15 protein-coding genes are annotated in these 17,580 nt (G+C 57.4%); 7 read left to right on the top strand and 8 right to left on the bottom strand.

Annotation, left to right across the window (positions count from 1 at the left end):
* Positions 1–70 precede the first annotated feature (70 nt).
* Together C7402_RS14035 and C7402_RS14030 are read right to left on the bottom strand one after the other, a co-directional pair.
* The gene (locus tag C7402_RS14035) at positions 71–1,093 is read right to left on the bottom strand and encodes a LysR family transcriptional regulator (RefSeq protein WP_112171184.1); all 1,023 of its coding nucleotides are present in this window, start codon (positions 1,091–1,093) and stop codon (positions 71–73) included.
* A gap of 196 nt (positions 1,094–1,289) precedes the next feature.
* On the bottom strand, positions 1,290–1,691 hold the full coding sequence (locus C7402_RS14030) for a response regulator (RefSeq protein WP_165841890.1): 402 nt from the start codon (positions 1,689–1,691) through the stop codon (positions 1,290–1,292).
* Positions 1,692–1,864: 173 nt separating this feature from the next.
* On the opposite strand from C7402_RS14030, the gene C7402_RS14025 reads away from it, so the two are divergent.
* On the top strand, positions 1,865–3,121 hold the full coding sequence (locus tag C7402_RS14025) for a sensor histidine kinase (protein ID WP_112171182.1): 1,257 nt from the start codon (positions 1,865–1,867) through the stop codon (positions 3,119–3,121).
* 385 nt (positions 3,122–3,506) lie between these two features.
* Complete coding sequence (locus tag C7402_RS46930) at positions 3,507–3,680, top strand: hypothetical protein (RefSeq protein ID WP_165841889.1); 174 nt, start codon at positions 3,507–3,509, stop codon at positions 3,678–3,680.
* A 1,034-nt stretch (positions 3,681–4,714) separates the two neighbouring features.
* Here C7402_RS46930 and C7402_RS14020 read toward each other — a convergent pair.
* Positions 4,715–5,083, bottom strand: a complete 369-nt coding sequence (locus C7402_RS14020) for a BON domain-containing protein (RefSeq protein WP_112171181.1) — start codon at positions 5,081–5,083, stop codon at positions 4,715–4,717.
* Between the two features lie 438 nt (positions 5,084–5,521).
* On the opposite strand from C7402_RS14020, the gene C7402_RS14015 reads away from it, so the two are divergent.
* From C7402_RS14015 to C7402_RS13995, 5 genes are all read left to right on the top strand, one after another.
* Positions 5,522–6,331: an SDR family NAD(P)-dependent oxidoreductase gene (locus C7402_RS14015; protein WP_112171180.1), complete on the top strand. Its 810-nt coding sequence runs from the start codon at positions 5,522–5,524 to the stop codon at positions 6,329–6,331.
* 257 nt (positions 6,332–6,588) lie between these two features.
* Positions 6,589–7,395: an alpha/beta fold hydrolase gene (locus C7402_RS14010; protein ID WP_116611089.1), complete on the top strand. Its 807-nt coding sequence runs from the start codon at positions 6,589–6,591 to the stop codon at positions 7,393–7,395.
* A 67-nt stretch (positions 7,396–7,462) separates the two neighbouring features.
* Entirely contained in the window at positions 7,463–8,896 is a 1,434-nt protein-coding gene (locus tag C7402_RS14005) for a catalase (RefSeq protein ID WP_112171178.1), read from the top strand.
* Between the two features lie 79 nt (positions 8,897–8,975).
* Entirely contained in the window at positions 8,976–10,340 is a 1,365-nt protein-coding gene (locus C7402_RS14000) for a dihydrolipoyl dehydrogenase family protein (protein ID WP_112171177.1), read from the top strand.
* A 284-nt stretch (positions 10,341–10,624) separates the two neighbouring features.
* Positions 10,625–11,764 (top strand): major royal jelly family protein, encoded by a 1,140-nt coding sequence (locus tag C7402_RS13995; protein ID WP_244314849.1) that lies wholly within the window; start codon positions 10,625–10,627, stop codon positions 11,762–11,764.
* 247 nt (positions 11,765–12,011) lie between these two features.
* On the opposite strand, the gene C7402_RS13990 is transcribed toward C7402_RS13995, so the two are convergent.
* The 5 genes from C7402_RS13990 to C7402_RS13970 all read right to left on the bottom strand — a co-directional run bounded on the left by C7402_RS13990 (position 12,012) and on the right by C7402_RS13970 (position 17,575).
* Positions 12,012–13,703 carry an FAD-dependent oxidoreductase gene (locus C7402_RS13990; protein ID WP_112171176.1) on the bottom strand — a complete coding sequence of 564 codons (1,692 nt, stop codon included), beginning with the start codon at positions 13,701–13,703 and terminating at the stop codon, positions 12,012–12,014.
* A 169-nt stretch (positions 13,704–13,872) separates the two neighbouring features.
* On the bottom strand, positions 13,873–14,880 hold the full coding sequence (locus C7402_RS13985; protein WP_116611088.1) for a zinc-binding alcohol dehydrogenase family protein: 1,008 nt from the start codon (positions 14,878–14,880) through the stop codon (positions 13,873–13,875).
* A 38-nt stretch (positions 14,881–14,918) separates the two neighbouring features.
* Positions 14,919–15,773: an alpha/beta fold hydrolase gene (locus tag C7402_RS13980; RefSeq protein WP_244314847.1), complete on the bottom strand. Its 855-nt coding sequence runs from the start codon at positions 15,771–15,773 to the stop codon at positions 14,919–14,921.
* 40 nt (positions 15,774–15,813) lie between these two features.
* Entirely contained in the window at positions 15,814–16,533 is a 720-nt protein-coding gene (locus tag C7402_RS13975) for a hypothetical protein (RefSeq protein ID WP_112171173.1), read from the bottom strand.
* 10 nt (positions 16,534–16,543) lie between these two features.
* The gene (locus tag C7402_RS13970) at positions 16,544–17,575 is read right to left on the bottom strand and encodes an alcohol dehydrogenase catalytic domain-containing protein (RefSeq protein WP_112171172.1); all 1,032 of its coding nucleotides are present in this window, start codon (positions 17,573–17,575) and stop codon (positions 16,544–16,546) included.
* Positions 17,576–17,580: the final 5 nt, after the last annotated feature.

Below are 17,580 nucleotides of genomic sequence, written 5' to 3'. Positions count from 1 at the left end.
TGGACAATGTGTTCGTGTGTTTCCAGCACCGTGTGCTCCTAAAAAGAGGCGACAACTTCGCGGTGTTATGTCAGGCTGCAATTTCAGTTGCTGCCGCGAAAGACGATAGGCTGGCCGGCTGATCTGCTGATGTTATGTGACACGTCGGCCGTTGAGGTTTGTTAAGGCTAAACTCGGGCGACGCAGTATTGCGCCGATGCGTGTGAGATTTGAGGCTAGCGGCGGTCCAGTCCATGAACGCGTGTAGCGCCATCGAAACATGTCGCTGATTTGCATAGACACAGGAAATCGGCGATGCCATTGGACGATGATGGACGAGCACTTCTTCTAGTCGCCCCGAGCGCAGGTGCGGTAGCGCAATCGGCTCGGAGATCTGCGCGAGTCCCGCGCCGCCAAGCACGCATTGCAGGACGGCCACGGCATCATTCAGGCAGAGTCGTTCAGACGCCTTGACCGTCACATCGCTTCTATCTCCCGCAAACCGGAGAGGTCTGGGATTGCCAAAACGGCGAGGCGAGTAATGCACGACATCGTGATCTCCAAGCGCCTCTGGGCTGTTTGGGATAGCGCGTCGTGCGAGGTAAGCAGGGCTGGCAACGGTCAGTGTCCGCACGACGCCCACGTGGCGACATTTGAACGATGAGTCAGAAAGGTTGCCCACGACGATTGCACAGTCGACTCCGTTGCTAATCAATCCATCGGGCTCCCCTCCAACGGCGATCTTTAATTCAACATCGGGATAGGCTGCGCTGAATTTGGATATTTCGGGGAGCAGCACGCAAGCTACCTCTTGATCAATGTCGACGCAGAGACGCCCTTGCGCGATATGGCGGGTGCTTCTTAGTGCTAGGGTCATGTCGTCAATCTCAGCGAGGACCCTTACGCAATGTTCGTAGTAGTGTGCGCCCTCGGCCGTAACGCGCATCGCACGAGTTGAGCGGTGCAGCAAAGCGACGTCGAGATACGATTCGAGCTGACGGACCACTGTGCTTACAGACCCGGTGGCGACACCGAGCGCTTCCGCGGCAGAAGTGAAGCTACCCAAGCGGGCGACGTGCACAAAGACCGACATCGCGTGTAGGAAACGATCCATTTTCTCACTCCGCCGAAGATCAACCTGAATTTGGTTCGTTCATTCTATTTGGCAGAGTTTTTGAATTCCATCGAACCGATGGCAATGTCAGCCTATACCTTCGTATAAATATATCGACCGTCAAAGGTTGGGTTCACCTTGATGTGAAAATTGAAAATGAGATGTGATATTGGAGATATGATATGGTTTTGTGAACCTATCTCAATATATCGACAACAAGGGCGACGAGGTCATCGGGATCTATCGGCTTTTCGAGGAGCGCCACGGAGTATCGGGCTGCAATCAAACGTTCATGCGCTGTTAGGTTGCCAGATACGAAAATGAAGGGCGTGCGTGCCCCTGCCATGCGTAACAGTGTGAGTAGGGCGGTGCCGGACATTCCGCGCATCTGCACGTCGCATACGATGCAGTCGGCGCGATGCTGGATCTCAGAGGCCAGGAAGGTTTCGGCGGAGTCAAAGGCGTGCGCATCGTGACCAAGCGAGCGTACTAGCGCCGCGGTCGACAGCCGGATTGAGGTCTCGTCATCAATCACGCAAACGTTTTTTGGAGGCACGATTTTTCTCGCAAACGCCCGCCTCAGAATCGAGGGTTTCATTAGGCGTGGCTTCATATAGCGCAGCCTAACTTGTGGCCGAGCGGGAAGGCACCATCCTAAGGTATAGTGAGAGCTGTGCTTTGGTGCGGAGTATTCGTTTTCCCGACTGGGAAATTACGTGCGCCGATATCAATTCATTCCATAGCCTGATATCTTCTTACCGGACGCCCAAGATGAATTTCTCTCTCCCCCACGATGATGAACGATTTGAGGAAGGGAGAGCGCTGCAATTCGATCTGTCCAACTATCAGCTCTTCCTTTCGGCACCCATTCCGATTATGGTTGAAGACTGGTCGCGTGTTTATCAGGCGATCATGGATTTACGCCACAGCGGCATAGCGGATCTCGATGTGTGGTTCGGCTCACATCCACAGGCCGTGGCTGACTTGAGGGCACTACATTCTTTTGTCGAGGCCAATGATGCCGTTGTGGAGCTATTCGAAGCGGGAACGAAAGCTGCTTTTTTCGAACGCGCAAAGCAACTGCTTCCTGCTGATCGCACTAGCAACATCGCCGTTTATCGGGCCATGTTCGAGGGGCGTGATGCGTGTCAAGGCGAACGCACGCTGGTGACGTTTTCTGGCAAGCGGGTGCCGATCGTATGGCGATGCTCCCTTCCCAAGCATGAGGACGGTTATCGTCGTCTCTGTTTCTATGGGTTTGACGTGACCGCACAAAAGGAGAGCAACGATCGCATGCAAGCAATGCGAGCGGAAATGGCGCGATCAGCGCGCGTCTCTCTGTTCGGCGAAGTAGCGGCCTCAATCCTGCACGAAATCAGCCAACCGCTTTCGGCCACACGGACCTCTGCAGACGCCGCGCTGCGATGGCTTCAAGACGACTCACCAAATATCGGGCAGGCTACCGAAGCTATCCGGGATTCAGCACGTTGGGCGCGAGATGCGACGGAAATCTGCAAAAAGATCCGTGGCTTCCTCGGCAAGGTTCCAGTTCATTCCGTTTTGTCATCAGCAAGTGGCGTCGTCGAAGCGGCGACTTTTTTGATTTCATCGGAGGCAAAATCAAAAGCGGTCTTTATCGACAGACGCCTGGACGCAGATCTCTCGATCTTCGCGGATCCTCTCCAGATTCAGCAGGTTCTCGCGAATCTGCTGTTGAACGGAGTTCATGCGATCGACTCGGCGGAGGGCGGAGAACGGCGACTTACTGTCGCCGCGAGCAGGACCAGTTCGGATGAGGCGCTGTTTGAAGTGAGAGATTCGGGAACTGGCATGACTGAGGAAACGCTTTCGTCGCTCTTCCAGCCATTCTTCACAACCAAGTCGTCGGGCATGGGAATGGGGCTTGTCGTTGCGCGCTCTATCGTCGAAGCCCATGGAGGCCGCATCTGGGTAGAGAGCAAGCTTGGTTTCGGGACCAGCTTCTTCTTTTCACTGCCCATATCCGAATCGCTTGGCGCGACCCGTTAGCTGTCGGGTTACCCGCGCGCACGCGATAGGTCAGGGACGTTACCTTCTGCCATCGCATCTCGTGATCGGGTGCGCGTTGAAGATATTGTTGCGCACTCAGCGCGACGACCGATGCAAAGATCATATACCAGGCCGTCTTTGCAGCAAATCCTGCTACACGCACGATGGCGGACGCAGCCAGCGGGGTTGTACCTCCGAATATTGCGACGCCATTCGCATACGAGAAGGCGAGACCCGCCGCCCTGTTCTGAGCGGGCAATTTCCGAAGGTAAATGCGAGGGTCGGGACGCCGCCTAGTGCAGACAAGGCCGCGACAGTTGAAATGGCGATCACGCTGATCATCGGGGAGTTATGTCCCGAAAGTAGTGCGAAAACAGGATAGACGGTGATTGCTGTGGCTGTCCGCGCGATGACAATCATCATGCCCGTGCCAATCTTGTCTGCGAGCGCGGCGCCGATCAGCGGCGCCAGCGAGGTCGCAGCACCGATGGCAGATGCCATCGCGAACGAGGATGACGAAGAAGGCGACGTTCCTGAAAGCCCAAAAGCCGCGATGTAAATTACAACATAGGTCGGGACGGTGCCGCCAAAGACCATTCCAACGGAGCATAGCGAGTGCTTGATCCAACTCCGCGTTTCGCTTGTAGCTGATCGCTTATCTGACTCATGCGACGGCATGACTTCCTCTATCGACCGTCGCAGATAAAACTGTACTGGTAGAAGGTCTGCATGCGAACGCAAACGGTAATCGCCAGCCCCGCGCATGGAGATCGGCTGCGGCAAGACATTCCACAAGTGCCATGCCTGAAATTCCGGCAAGAATCTGTGCTGCCGCTTGGGCTGCCACCTGGTATCCGGCCCACATAGCGAGGGGCGACCTGTTGGTCCGCGCTCGACCGGGAGTCGCAACGACCGCACCAAGTTCCCCACCAATTGCGGATCCCCGGATCATCCGGCAAAGCAGCACGACCAACGACGCTGGCAGACCCACCGCGTCGAAGGGATGGCATTACCGCAATCGCGAGGCTACGACGGGTCATAAGGCTCCCTCTAACTAACGCCGTTTTTCGGGTCCGCGACGTTCAGCGCAGCGGCCTAAGGTGAGCGCGCCAAGAGGGCGCGATAGATGACCAGCGGCAAATGCGGCCAGTGAAAACTGCAAGCCGTCGAAGAGCGTCCCTTACGGGAAGAACACGCGGTCGATATATCCAGCGAACATCGCATAGACAGCGAAGTCGAAAAACTCAACGGTGTTTGCCATGACGAGACCGACGATGTTCGCCGAGGTGAGGCGTGATTCACGCTGCTTGATTGCGCTGTGAGAGTTAGGTCGGTCTGAGGCAGGTAAGTACTCGTGCTTTGCGCTTCGGGAGCGCTTAGTCAGTGGAGGTTGGTGACGCTTCCGGGTTCTGGACGCGGTACCGGAATGATAAAGGCCAATTTCACGATAAGCGAGCTCGGATTTTCAAAAAACTACGAAAGCAGTTTCTTTGAGATCGGCATTCTCAACATCTGGCCCAAGTGGGTAGCATGCGAAGTTTCTTGGGGGCGTGTACACACTCACACACGCGACGCCCCCGACATCAACAGCCTTTAGTGTCCCGCTTCTCCCGGCACGAGATTGTTTGTCACCGAAGTCACGCCTGCGATCTGCGTCGCGGTATTGCCTGCAAGTTGGACCTGTTCGGTGTCCGGTACATATCCGGACAAACTGATGACACCATGCCGAGCCAGAACAGTGATGTTGATGGTTTGCAGTCCCTTGGTTTTCGTCAGTGCAGTGCGAACCTGTTTGGCAAGGGCGCGATCGGCGGCGCGCTGAGCCTTCTTTTGGCTCTTCGCGCTGTCTTGGTGCGCGACATGCGTCGCAACCGGCGGCGAGTAATTCTCTTCGGCAGCATGAGCCGGGATGGCGAACGCGAGATAGGTCACATACATGATGGAAGCAAGCGACTTCTTCATTTGAGACTCCGATGTTTGAGGTATGAATCTGGAAAGGCAGAGGGTGTTGATGCCCGGGGAAATGGTACGCATGTTGATAACCACGCTCAATGGCCTAGAGCCGAATACAGCATTCAGAGATTTCGAGGTATAGAATATAAACGCCGTCTTTTCAACCCATCGACAGTTCTGCGGGGCCTCACAAGATCTCACGCGTAGGTCTTCGATTTCTCATGAACACGGTTCATTTTTGTGTTTGACGTCTCTCCATATTTTTCCAATATCGGTTGAATCTTCGGGGAGACTGAATTCTCTTTATGCTCGCGACCCGTTGATCCGCGCCGTCATTGGCCAATAAACTTCGACGCATCAGATAACACAGATCCGGCCACTGCGTCTTCTATGTCCAGTGTTCGCCCCGTTGCGGTCCAGCGCATCTAAACTTCATGGAGAAAAAACATGCCACACGCACAACCGGGTACCGCGCTGATCACGGGCGCATCGTCAGGCATCGGCGCTGTTTATGCAGCGCGTCTCGCCCAACGCGGCTACGACCTCATTCTGGTTGCACGCAATCGCGACAGGCTAGACCTGCTTGCACGAGACATTGGCAATGAAACTGGGCGAACGATCCAGACTATCGTGGCTGACCTCGGTGATCGAAGCGCACTCGCGCGTGTCGAGACGAAGCTCAAAGAAGACACGAACATCAACCTGCTCGTGAACAATGCTGGCGTTGGCACACATAAGACCCTGCTCGACAGCGACGCCGATGCTATGACGAAGCTGATCGAGCTCAACGTGATGGCGTTGACGCGTCTGACTTACGCGGCCGGCCCGCAGTTCGCGGCGCGTGGCAACGGCGCGATCATCAACATTGCATCTATTGCCGCAATTACCCCCGAACTGCTTAATGGCGTCTACGGCGGTAGCAAGGCGTTTGTTCTTGCGCTGAGCCAATCGCTGCATCACGAGCTGGCCGACAAAGGGGTGCGGGTTCAGGCCGTGTTACCTGGCGCAACCGCAACCGAATTTTGGGAGATCGGCGGGCTTCCGCTGGAACACCTTCCCAAGGAAATTGTTATGTCCGCTTCCGATATGGTGGACGCTGCATTGAAGGGTTTCGATCTCGGCGAACTTGTGACGATTCCCTCCTTGCATGCGATCGCTGCATGGGACCAGTTCGAGACATCTCGCGGCGCATTGGCAGCCCAACTTTCCAACAATACGCCGGCTCCACGATACGTGGTCGGCACTAACGCTTGTTGATCTTCTTCCTCCGAGTGGTTTGTCTCCCGTGCGCCGCATGATCGGCGCGGAGCGGATGGCTGGGCAGCATGCTTGTGCATGAAGAAGGCTGGCAGGCGCGCTCACACAGCGGGTGCATAGAGCACGCACGAGCATCGTGAGTTGCGACCATTTCAGGCAGGGCCGTTCGGGAGTCTCCAGGAACGGTCTCGTGGGGTATCTCATTCGCGCAGAGGAGATTGGGGGACGTGAGTCAAAATCGGTTCGTTGGAAGCAGCATGTCGCAAGCGCTGCTCGAAGAGCTGGGGCGCCTCTTCATGGCTGTGAAGCGCAAGGCGCCCGGGCGAGTTGCTCCGGACGTCGACACTTTCACGCTTAAAGTCCGCGCGCCCATGGATTGGTTGGACGGACCTGAGGTTGAGGTTCGGGTCCATCGCCGCGGCAAGGGCAAGCCGGCGTTGCTTGTACACGGCTGGCAAAGTCAGGCTGCAGAGTTGGATGCTCTGTCGGGCGCTCTTGTAAGCGCGGGTTTCGAAGTCTGGATGCCGGACTTGCCCGGACACGGATATTCGAGCGGCGCTCATCTGAGTCTGCCTCTTGCCGCGTCTACGCTCACCGCGGTTCAGGCGCTTGCCGGACCGTTTTCTTACGCGGTTGGGCATTCATATGGTGGCGCCAGTGTCGTGCATGCACTGGGACAACAACTTAAGGTCGACCGCTTCGCCGCACTGGCGCCGCCAATGCATTACGGCCATTTTGCGCGGCGTTTCGCGGTCAAGGCCGGACTACCGGCGTCATCAGTTGCCCAATGGCTTGACCAGCTCTTCACGATGACTGGAACGCATCCTGATGAAATCAGCTTTGAGCGACAAGTCGCTGAACTTTCGCAGCCCGCGCTTCTCCTGCACGGCACTGATGATCAAATTATTCCATGTACCCAATCCGAGGCCGTGGCTTCTGTCTGGCCGACGGTGGTCTGGATCCCGCTCTCTGGTGTTGGGCATTTCGATTTACCCGGCGATCCGAAAGCACTCGAATATTTGATCGGCTTCGGACTCGGGAAGCCTCTCAATTTTACGGAATAACGCGCACAGTCGCGCACACCAGGGGAATTCTGGTTCGCAGGCCATACAAATGCAAAGTCGGAAAACAATGATGGATAAGACACTTACCAATGCTGCCGGCGCTCCGGTAGTCGACAACCAGAACTCGCAGACCGCAGGGCCACGGGGCCCTGTGATGCTCCAGGATGTGTGGCTGCTTGAAAAGCTTGCTCACTTCGACCGTGAAGTCATCCCGGAGCGCAGGGTACACGCGAAGGGGTCGGGAGCATTCGGAACCCTGAAGATCACACACAACGTTTCGCAATTCACGAAGGCCAAGGTCTTCAGCGAGGTAGGCAAGGAGACGCCGATCTTCATGCGCTTCTCGACGGTTGCGGGCGAGCGCGGCGCCGCCGACGCCGAGCGCGACGTGCGCGGCTTCTCGATCAAGTTCTACACGGAAGAAGGCAACTGGGACATCGTCGGCAACAACACGCCGGTGTTCTTTATCCGCGATCCGCTCAAGTTCCCGGACTTCATTCACACGCAAAAACGCGATCCGCGCACCAACATGCGCAGCAACGTGGCGGCGTGGGACTTCTGGTCGCGCCATCCGGAGTCGCTCCATCAGGTGACGATCCTCATGAGCGACCGCGGTATTCCAAAGAACTATCGCCAGCAGCACGGCTTCGGTTCGCACACGTTCTCGTTCATCAACGTGAACGACGATCGCTTCTACGTGAAGTTCCACTTCAAGTCGGCGCAGGGCGTGGAGAACTACACCGACGCCGAGGCCGCGCAGGTGGTGGCGCAGGACCGGGAATCGGCACAGCGTGATCTCTACAACGAGATCGAGAAGGGCAATTTTCCGAAGTGGCATTTCCGCGTGCAGGTGATGCCGGAAGCTGACGCCGCGAAGGTACCGTACAACCCGTTCGACATCACGAAGGTGTGGCCGCACAAGGATTACCCGCTGATCGACGTGGGCACGATCGAGCTGAACCGCAATCCGGAGAACTATTTCGCCGACGTGGAGCAGGCCGCGTTCACGCCCGCGAATGTGGTGCCGGGTATCAGCTTCTCGCCCGATCGTCTGTTGCAGGGCCGCCTGTTCTCGTACGGCGATACGCAGCGTTACCGTCTCGGCGTGAACCATCACCAGATTCCCGTGAACGCGCCGCGCTGCCCGTTCCATTCGTATCACCGTGACGGCGCGATGCGTACCGACGGCAATCTTGGCGGCAACGTGAACTACGAGCCGAGCCGCTTCGGCGATTTTGTTCAACGTCCCGATGCCGGCGAGCCGCCGCTCTCAGTGGGCACCGTTGATCACTATGATCATCGCGAGGACGACGATTACTACAGTCAGCCTCGCGCGCTGTTCCGGTTGTTCGACGCAGGCCAGCGCACGCGCCTCTTCGGCAACATTGTGCGCGCGATGGGCGGCGTTCCACAAGACATCGTTGATCGAGTTGTGGCGCAGTTCGAGGAGATTGATCCAGCTTACGGCGCCGGTGTACGGAGCGCGTTGACGGGTGACTGACACCCGGTCCATTCCAGGTAGATAGCGCGAGCGTCCTATCAGCGGTGCGGAGCTCGCGCTCTTCATTGAGGAGCTGTACATGCCTGATATCAAACATTTCGAATATTTATTTCTCGGCGGCGGCAAGGGTGGCAAGTCGCTGGCGATGGATCTGGCGCGTAAAGGCAGGCGCGTCGCGCTCATTGAGCGGGGAATGATCGGAGGGTCATGCATCAACGTCGCGTGCATTCCCAGTAAGACGCTGATCCAGAACGCACGAAACATGCAGGTCTGGCGCACAATGTCTGCCGAGCCTGACCTGCGGGTGGACATGACGAAAGTGCATGCGAACGTTCGTGCTGTTGTGGACGGCATGGTTGGCATCAATCGTCGCTCGTTTGAGCAGTCCGGGCTCGAGCTTGTGCTCGGAACAGGCCGGTTCGTCGCACCGCGACGAATTCTCGTTCGCCTGAATGACGGCACCGAACAACTCTTCTCTGGCGACCAGGTATATATCAACACGGGAACCGTCGCGGTGATTCCGGACATTCCAGGATTGCGCGGCTCCCGGCCAATGACCCATATCGAGGCACTGAACCTGGAAAGTCTGCCGGAGCATCTAATCGTGCTCGGGGGCGGCTATATCGGCCTGGAAATGGCTCAAGCATTTCGTCGTCTTGGCAGTCAGGTTACGCTCGTCCACAATATGCCGCGCGTCGCAATGCGTGAGGACGAGGACGTCAGCCGCGAGATTCAGAGCGCATTCGAGGAGGATGGAATCCGCCTGTCGCTGGCCACGACAATCACCCGCGTCGATGGAATTTCCGGCGAGAAGGTCACTATTGAATTCGATGATGGCGGTTCGATCGAGGGCAGCCATCTCCTCGTCGCAGCCGGTCGACAACCGGTGACCAACGACCTCGGGCTGGATCTCGCTGGAGTAGATCTCGATGAGCGTGGCTACATTAAGGTCGACGATAGGCTTGCGACGACCGCAAAGAACACGTGGGCTATTGGCGAGGTTGCTGGATCGCCCATGTTCACGCACGCTTCATTTGATGACTATCGCGTGCTCAAAGCGCGGATCGAAGGGCGTTCATCTAGCACGGCGTCGCGCGTCGTGCCTTACGCTCTTTTCACCGAGCCGGAACTCGGCCGCGTGGGCATCAACGAATCGGACGCAAAAGCACTCGGAATCACTGTGCGGGTGGCGCGTTTGCCGATGATGGCGGTTCCCCGCGCCCGCACCAATGGCACCACGCGTGGATTCATGAAGGCACTCGTGGCCCCCGATTCTGGGCGCATCCTTGGCTTTACGATGGTTGGCTCCGGGGCAGGTGAAGTCACGTCGGTTGTCCAGATGGCCATGCTCGGAGGTCTGCCGTACACCGCAATACGTGACGCAATTATCGCTCACCCTCTGCTTGCGGAAGGGCTGAATCTACTCTTCGCCACGCTTGACTAGGCTCGCTGGAGCGGCCGTCCCCGGAACTCACATGCAGGATCTGTTGACTTGTGCATTTCAGCCCCGGGTGCGTCGAGACTGTTGTCGTGCGTCCTCTTCCCAAACACGAGGGTACCGAGCGCTCTCTGGAGTACGTTGACGTCGCGGGACTTTCAAAGTCTCTTTGATTCTGAATATTGTCGCGGGCACTTATTCGCAGGTCACTCGGTACAGCAGAATTCTTCAATAGGCGTGCTGGATTGATTGCGTGTACTGCCTATTGCACCGGGAAAAAGGAGAGTCAAATGCGGAAAAGAAAACGACTGGCGCTTGCGATCGTGGGCGCGATGGCCAGTTTCGCGACACAAGTAGCAATTGCGGATGATGGCTCGACGAGGGCCCACAAGGAAGCTTCAGTGGTGCAACTTGTCAGCGTTCGTTCAAGTGAGAAAATGCCATGGAATGCAGTGGTTGTCGACTCAAGAAATCGGGTCATCGTGAGTTCACCCCGCTGGACCGGGAGCGTGGGTCCGGCAGTTGCCATTGCAGGGGAACACGGTGAATTGACGCCGTTTCCGGATGCGTCGTGGAACGATTGGAAGCCGGGCTCGGATGCATCTAGGCGTTTCGTCAGCGTCAATGCGATCCACGCAGACGCTAGCGGAGACTTGTGGATCGTTGATACCGGTTCGCCGGATTTTGGTGGGAGTCCGATTGAGAGCGGCGCCAAGATCGTACGAATCGATCCACGCACAGACGCGATCATACGAGTCTACATACTGCCTAAAGGTGCGCTCCGCACACACACCTACGTTGACGATATCCGGATCAATGGTACGCATGCCTATCTCACGGATGCCGGTGAGGGGGCGTTGCTTGTGCTGAACCTCGAAGACGGATCGGTACACCGGCATTTCGACAGCGCGGTGTTCACCCATGCCAGAGCGGATGACAAGATCGTTGTCAATGGCAAGGTGCTTGCAGGTGCAGATGGAAAGCCATTGAAGGTCAACGCTGATCCGCTAGAACTAAGTCCCGACGGCAGAGTGCTGTACTTTGGGCCACTTTCGGGGCCGATGTCCCAGATCGAGACCAGATATCTCGATGATGAATCCCTGAGCGAACAGTTACTCGCGGAGCACGTGACGCCATGGTTTGCCGATATGCCACCGGTCGGGGGCACCGCAATGGACGCAGACGGCAGTCTCTATTACACACCGCTCGCCGATAATTCATTGATGCTCCGAGCGCAGGACGGAACCATCTCAACGGTGATTCGAGATAACCGGCTGCGCTGGGTCGACGCGCCTTTTATCGATGGGCACGGCAACATATTCCTCCCTGTGCCGCAAATCGATGGTGCACCGGCCTTTAATCACGGGAAGTCCACAATGAATATGCCCATCGAGCTTTATCGCCTTCGTCTGCCCGATGCCAGAAGTTGAGGGGGGCGCGGTGTGTTCCCATACCGGAGACTGTCCGCTATGGGGCGATTGCCGCGCGCCCTCTGTTGAAGGGCCGCGGATCGACCATGCTACGAGCCCGACAAGGCAAGAAATTTGCCTCATCGGGTTGCTCAACGATTTCTTGGCCCTCCCGACGCCAACAGGTCGAAAACACGCCAGCAGTCGCGAATAAGTCCGGCAACAAATAATCGGCGTTTCGACGGTGCAGATAGCGGCGGCGTGATTGTCAGAGAGAGGGGATCTGACGTTCGAGATATTGATGAATTTGCGCAACCACAGAGGCTCCATCGCCAACGGCCGCTGCTACGCGTTTCGCGGAACCGCGACGCACGTCGCCTGCGCAAAATATGCCATTGACGCTGGTTTCGTGCTCAGAGGAACCGGTGGAGGCCGCGGTCCCAGTCAAAACGAAACCGCCGGGGTCAACCGCTACGCCGCATCCACTGAGCCATTCGGTGTTTGGGTGGGCGCCGATGAAAAGGAACACATGTCCTATCTCACGGGTCGTCCGATCGGATTCCTCGAGAATTTCAACAGTTTCGAGATTTGCGGACCCGTGAAGGGCGGTGATGGTGGCGTTGTAATGAACCTCAATGTTCTTGAGCGTCGCGATGCGTTCAATCAGATACTGCGACATGCTGGCGTTCAGGTTTCGCCCGCGAACAAGCATGACAACGCGCCGCGCATGTGAGGCAAGATAGACAGCTGCTTGTCCGGCCGAATTCCCTCCACCGACGACGATGACGTCCTGTCCAGTACATATCTTTGCCTCAACTGGAGACGCCCAATAGTATGCGCCTCGCCCTTCAAAGCGTGCGAGCCCATCGATATCCGGTCTGCGGTATGCGGCGCCAGATGCGATGACCACGCTGCGGGATCTGATGGCTGTCTTGTTTGCGAGCTGCAACTGAAACGGCGACGAAGCGCAGTCGAGAGATGTAACCGCTAGGGGGATTGCGAAGCGGGCACCGAATTTTTGAGCCTGAACGAAAGCTCGTGCCGTAAGTGAATGCCCCGAAATGCCCGTCGGAAATCCGAAGAAGTTTTCGATGCGCGCGCTTGCGCCAGCCTGTCCGCCTGGAGCTTGTGGGTCAAGCACAACTACGCGAAGTCCTTCGGACGCGGCATAAACGGCGGTTGCCAGGCCAGCGGGCCCGGCGCCGACTATAGCGACGTCGAAAACTTCATCAGTTCCGAACTCGGGCAGCCAACCCAAGGCTTCCGCAAGTTGTGCTTCCGTGGGAGCGTGGAGAATTACGCCATCCGGGCTAAGAACGATTGGATATTCGGGGCGATGATGAGACCACTTCTGAAGGAACTGCGATACTTCCCCATCCACGTCGGCGTTGACTACCGTGTGGGGAATATTGTTGCGAGAGAGAAAGCTTTGGAGCGCATTTAGTTTCTGCGTAGGCGCGTCAGTTACGAGAACGATTCCACTGCCACTTTCGATGAGGCCTACGCGCCTGAGGATTAGAGCACGCATGATTCGCTCGCCGAGTTCTGCCTCGGCAATGAGTAGCGAGCGTAGCTGCGCGGGCTGCAGGTGTATGGCGCGAACCTCGCCGATTGCATGACCATCAACGAGACAGCGGCTTCCGGAAAGCTGTCCGGCTTCACCGACGAAATTGCCAGGCCCCTGTTCGTTGATGACAATCGCGCGATCGAAAGCATCCCGGCGCGTTACCCGAATCTCGCCGGTGAGTACGACGTACATTCCGAATCCCGGATCGCCGATCTCGAACATGGACGAGCCGTCTGGCCATACCCGGACTTCTCCGAACCGCGCGATGCGGGACACTTCGTCGTCGGAGAGCGTCGGATACATCTGCTCTCGACGTGACGAATTGACGGAGCGTTGTGTCACTGGAGCGGGTAGTTCGCCGGAACGACCATCGAAATCGCTCGGAGGTTGCATTGATAGTTCCTGAGTCGGGGAGGAAATCGTTGGTTAGTCGACACGGAAGCCGCGGCTGGCATGTGGTGATGTTTAGGAACCACTCGCGAGCCGCGATCCGTATTTAGAACTGGAGGGGCACAGCGACGCGATCAGAGCCGGATTTGAAGAGGGAACTTACTCCCGTCTGTCAAAAGCCTTCCAAAACGATCTTGCCGACGGCCTTGTTGCTCTCTATCTGTGCGTGCGCCTTTCGCAGATTGGTAGCGTTGACGATTCCGATGTGTTGCCCTAGCGTTGACGTAAGCGTTCCCTGGTCGATGAGAGAGGCAACACGATCAAGCAGGAGATGTTGCTTGTCCATGTCAGCAGTCCGGTACATCGACCGGGTGAACATGAACTCCCAGTGAAGCGAGATTGACTTGCGCTTGAGCGGCATCGCGTCAAGTGTAGAGGGATCATCGATCAGCGCGAGTTGGCCTTGCGGCTTGAGCAGATCCACAATCTGCACGTAATATGAGTCCGTATGCGTCAGGCTGATGACGTGATCGACTTGCTTGATCCCGAGCTCTTCCAGCTGCGGACGCAGTGGCTTTGCGTGATCAATGACATGATTGGCTCCGAGCTCACGTACCCAGGCCTGTGAGGCTGTTCTCGATGCCGTGCCAATCACAGTGAGTTCGGTCAATTTGCTCGCCAGCTGCACTAGGATCGAGCCCACGCCGCCGCCTGCGCCGATGACGAGCAGCCTTTCACCTTGCCCGCCGCGCTCTGCAACCTTGAGACGCTCGAACAACAATTCCCATGCAGTAATGGCTGTCAGGGGCAACGCAGCCGCTTGCGCAGCAGAAATGCTGGTGGGGCGATGCCCAGCGATGCGCTCATCCACGAGTCCAAATTCTGCATAGCTTCCCGGGCGTGTGATGTCGCCGGCATACCAGACCGCATCGCCAGGCTTGAAACCCCTGACCTCCGCTCCAACCGATTCCACAGTTCCTGCTGCATCCCATCCGAGAATACGCGCGCCAGGTGGCTGCATGCCTTGGCGCAGTTTGCTGTCTACCGGGTTTACGGAGATGGCTTCGATTTTTACGAGAAGGTCACGGGGGCCCGGTTCAGGCTTTGGCAAATCCACTTCGTACAGCGCCTGCGGATCATCGATAGGCAGGCCTGCCTGCGAGTAGACGATGGCTTTCATATAACATTCCTTGATGACTGAGGTGGGACGAACAAGCTCTATTCGCCGCGCAAGAATTCACGTACGTGTGCGGTATAGGTCGATGCGTATTGGAACAGGGCACCATGGCCCGCGTTCGGATACACAATGAGCGTTGCATTCGGCAGATCTCTTCCGAGAACAAAGCTGTTTTTCGTTGGGATCATGATGTCGTTGTCGCCATTGGTAACAAGTACCGGATGGCCGATCTTCGCCAGCTTCCCACGCACATCGCCCTTCCAGTTTGCCCACGCGATCATGGCCTGTAGTTGTGTCCCTGCTACGTCTGGGCCTGCCGGTAGGTCGGGCTCTGCGCTGCGGGTGTCAAGGCGATTGACAAAGGCGGACGCCGCCGCCCTACCATCTGCCGTAGAGGGAAAAAACAGGCGCTTGAGCTTCTCGCTCATCGGCATGTCGCCATCGGTGTAGATCGCGACAAGTTCGGGGCGATCCATGCCTGCCCCCTCGCCGCCTTCGGGGGCGGAACCCGAAAGAATGATGCGTGACACGCGGTCCGGCATCTCGATTGCGATCTCCTGCGCCAGGAAGCCACCTAATGAGAAGCCGAGGATGTGGAGCTTGGGCACGTCGATCGCATCAATGAACTTCATTGCGTGCGCGGCCATTTCGGCAATCGTTGCTGGGACAGTTCCAGTCGAACGGCCAACCCCAGCGTTTTCGAAGAGGATGATTTCTCGATCCTCGGCGAGCGCATCGACGATTTCCGGATCCCAGTTGTCAAGCGTGCCGGTGAAGTGTTGAAGACAGAGCAGCGGCAGGCCGCCGTTGCTGTTGCCGAAACGGCGCATGGCGTAACGGAGACCAGACACTTCGACGAATTGAGTTTCGACGCCGGATGAGCGATTGGTATTCACGGATATTCCTCCGGAGCGCAGACTGCGCCCCGTCAAGTTTTTAGGTGAGACTGATATTGCTCAGGTCGATCGATACGACGAGTGGGTCCGGGAGCGAGGAGCCGTCCGGGAGCCGGGGGAAGATGCGCCGCTTGGTCGGGATGCGGATTCCAGAAACCGTGGTGTAGTCGGTTACGTAGTGCGCACCGGGTGTGTTCCCTGCAATTTCCACGTCATAGTCGAGACGTCGGACAAGATGGTCAGCGTCGACATAGATTGCCTGGACTTTACTGAATACCTCTAGCGAATCGGGGTAACGCACGATCACCTTGCGCCAGATTTCGTCCTGCTCCTTCCACTCGCCCGCGTCTTCACATTCGACGCCGGGCCATGCAAGGACGAACGGCGTGTTCAGATACGTCCACATTGCGCATCCCGCAAAAAATGCGAGCTGCAGTGAATTCCAGGGCGTTTCGAGCGTGTGGCCAGCAAAGGACGAGCGTGGCTTGTTGGCTGTTTCGACGATGTTCTGCGATTCGTCGAGAAGTGCAATCGTATCGCCGGTGAATTCCGTGCGTGCCGCGAGCGTGCCGAACGGCGCGTGCGATGCCCATTGGCGATCGGTCGCTACGGTGACAGTCGTCTGATCGAGTATTCCGCCTTTACCTTTTAGTGCCCACAACGCACCGCCTTGCGAGAGGTCGGCATGAATTTTCGTGAACTTGCGCCATTGCGTGAGTCCGCCATGGGCATCGATGATTGTTTGCGCGAGAGAATTCATGCGAGGCTCCTCAGTGTGTGGGTTTCATTACAAGGACCGCGCGGAAGCGAACGTCACCGCGCATCATGCGGTCATAGGCTGATTGCGCCTGCTCCAGCGGAAATGTTTCGATCAGCGGACGGATGTTCCGCTGTTGCGCGAACGCAAGCGTTTGTTCGTTGTCTGCGACGGTGCCGGTCAGCGCGCCAACTACCGAGCGGCCACCGAACACGAGATCTATGGCGTTCACCGTAATGGGTTCGCTGGCGATCGCAACGACGACGAGCTTCCCGCGAGGAGAAAGCCCAGGCACCATCTCCGACATGCCAAGGCCGGTCGGTGCGGTAGCGAGGATGACCTTTGCACCACCGAGGTTATGTAGAACCTCAGCGACGCTTTCGGCCTTGGCATCGATGTACCGATGTGCGCCAAGGTCGCGCGCCAGCGGTGCCTTGTCGGCACCACGCGCAATCGCGACGGTATAAAAGCCCATACTGTTGGCGAACTGAACCGCAAGGTGGCCGAGTCCACCAAGTCCATGGACAGCAACGATGTCTCCAGCCCGAGCCCCAGCGTTACGAAGTGCGTTGAAGGTAGTTAGACCTGCGCAGAGCAGCGGTGCGGCTTCTGCGGCCTCCAGGTCGTCAGGGACGCGAACCAGTCCGCGCGCCTCGGCGATCATGATTTCAGCGTAGCCGCCGTCGACGGTCATGCCAGTGATGACCGGCTTTTCGCAATTTACGATGTCGCCTTGCCGGCACGATGGGCACGTCCGATCTTCGCCAGCAAGGAAGCCCACTCCGACTCGTTGGCCGAGCGACCAACCCTCGACACCTTCGCCGAGTGCTTCGATGCGTCCTACAACCTCATGGCCGGGCACGAGTGCGCTGGCGCTTTCGGCTCTTTCAGGCTCAATGGTGGCGCTGTCGGAGTGACATACCCCGCAGGCCTCGACACGAATGCGGACTTGTCCGTAGCGGGGTTCAGGAACGGGGCGCTCTGCGAATTCGAGTTTTCCCGAGCCTACTGCGACGGCCGCACGGTACGTGGCTGGTTGGATCATTTGGG

This window comes from Paraburkholderia unamae (assembly GCF_003096875.1).
Classification (GTDB): domain Bacteria; phylum Pseudomonadota; class Gammaproteobacteria; order Burkholderiales; family Burkholderiaceae; genus Paraburkholderia; species Paraburkholderia unamae.
Note: the sequence above shows the minus strand (reverse complement) of the source record. Positions and strands in the feature narration are given on the sequence as shown.

What these genes read in the sequence shown, in the direction of transcription:
- C7402_RS14035 (WP_112171184.1), bottom strand. Translation starts at nt 1,093, where the DNA reads ATGGATCGTTTCCTACACGCGATGTCGGTCTTTGTGCACGTCGCCCGC.
- C7402_RS14030 (WP_165841890.1), bottom strand. Translation starts at nt 1,691, where the DNA reads ATGAAACCCTCGATTCTGAGGCGGGCGTTTGCGAGAAAAATCGTGCCT.
- C7402_RS14025 (WP_112171182.1), top strand. Translation starts at nt 1,865, where the DNA reads ATGAATTTCTCTCTCCCCCACGATGATGAACGATTTGAGGAAGGGAGA.
- C7402_RS14020 (WP_112171181.1), bottom strand. Translation starts at nt 5,083, where the DNA reads ATGAAGAAGTCGCTTGCTTCCATCATGTATGTGACCTATCTCGCGTTC.
- C7402_RS14015 (WP_112171180.1), top strand. Translation starts at nt 5,522, where the DNA reads ATGCCACACGCACAACCGGGTACCGCGCTGATCACGGGCGCATCGTCA.
- C7402_RS14010 (WP_116611089.1), top strand. Translation starts at nt 6,589, where the DNA reads ATGTCGCAAGCGCTGCTCGAAGAGCTGGGGCGCCTCTTCATGGCTGTG.
- C7402_RS14005 (WP_112171178.1), top strand. Translation starts at nt 7,463, where the DNA reads ATGATGGATAAGACACTTACCAATGCTGCCGGCGCTCCGGTAGTCGAC.
- C7402_RS14000 (WP_112171177.1), top strand. Translation starts at nt 8,976, where the DNA reads ATGCCTGATATCAAACATTTCGAATATTTATTTCTCGGCGGCGGCAAG.
- C7402_RS13995 (WP_244314849.1), top strand. Translation starts at nt 10,625, where the DNA reads ATGCGGAAAAGAAAACGACTGGCGCTTGCGATCGTGGGCGCGATGGCC.
- C7402_RS13990 (WP_112171176.1), bottom strand. Translation starts at nt 13,703, where the DNA reads ATGCAACCTCCGAGCGATTTCGATGGTCGTTCCGGCGAACTACCCGCT.
- C7402_RS13985 (WP_116611088.1), bottom strand. Translation starts at nt 14,880, where the DNA reads ATGAAAGCCATCGTCTACTCGCAGGCAGGCCTGCCTATCGATGATCCG.
- C7402_RS13975 (WP_112171173.1), bottom strand. Translation starts at nt 16,533, where the DNA reads ATGAATTCTCTCGCGCAAACAATCATCGATGCCCATGGCGGACTCACG.
- C7402_RS13970 (WP_112171172.1), bottom strand. Translation starts at nt 17,575, where the DNA reads ATGATCCAACCAGCCACGTACCGTGCGGCCGTCGCAGTAGGCTCGGGA.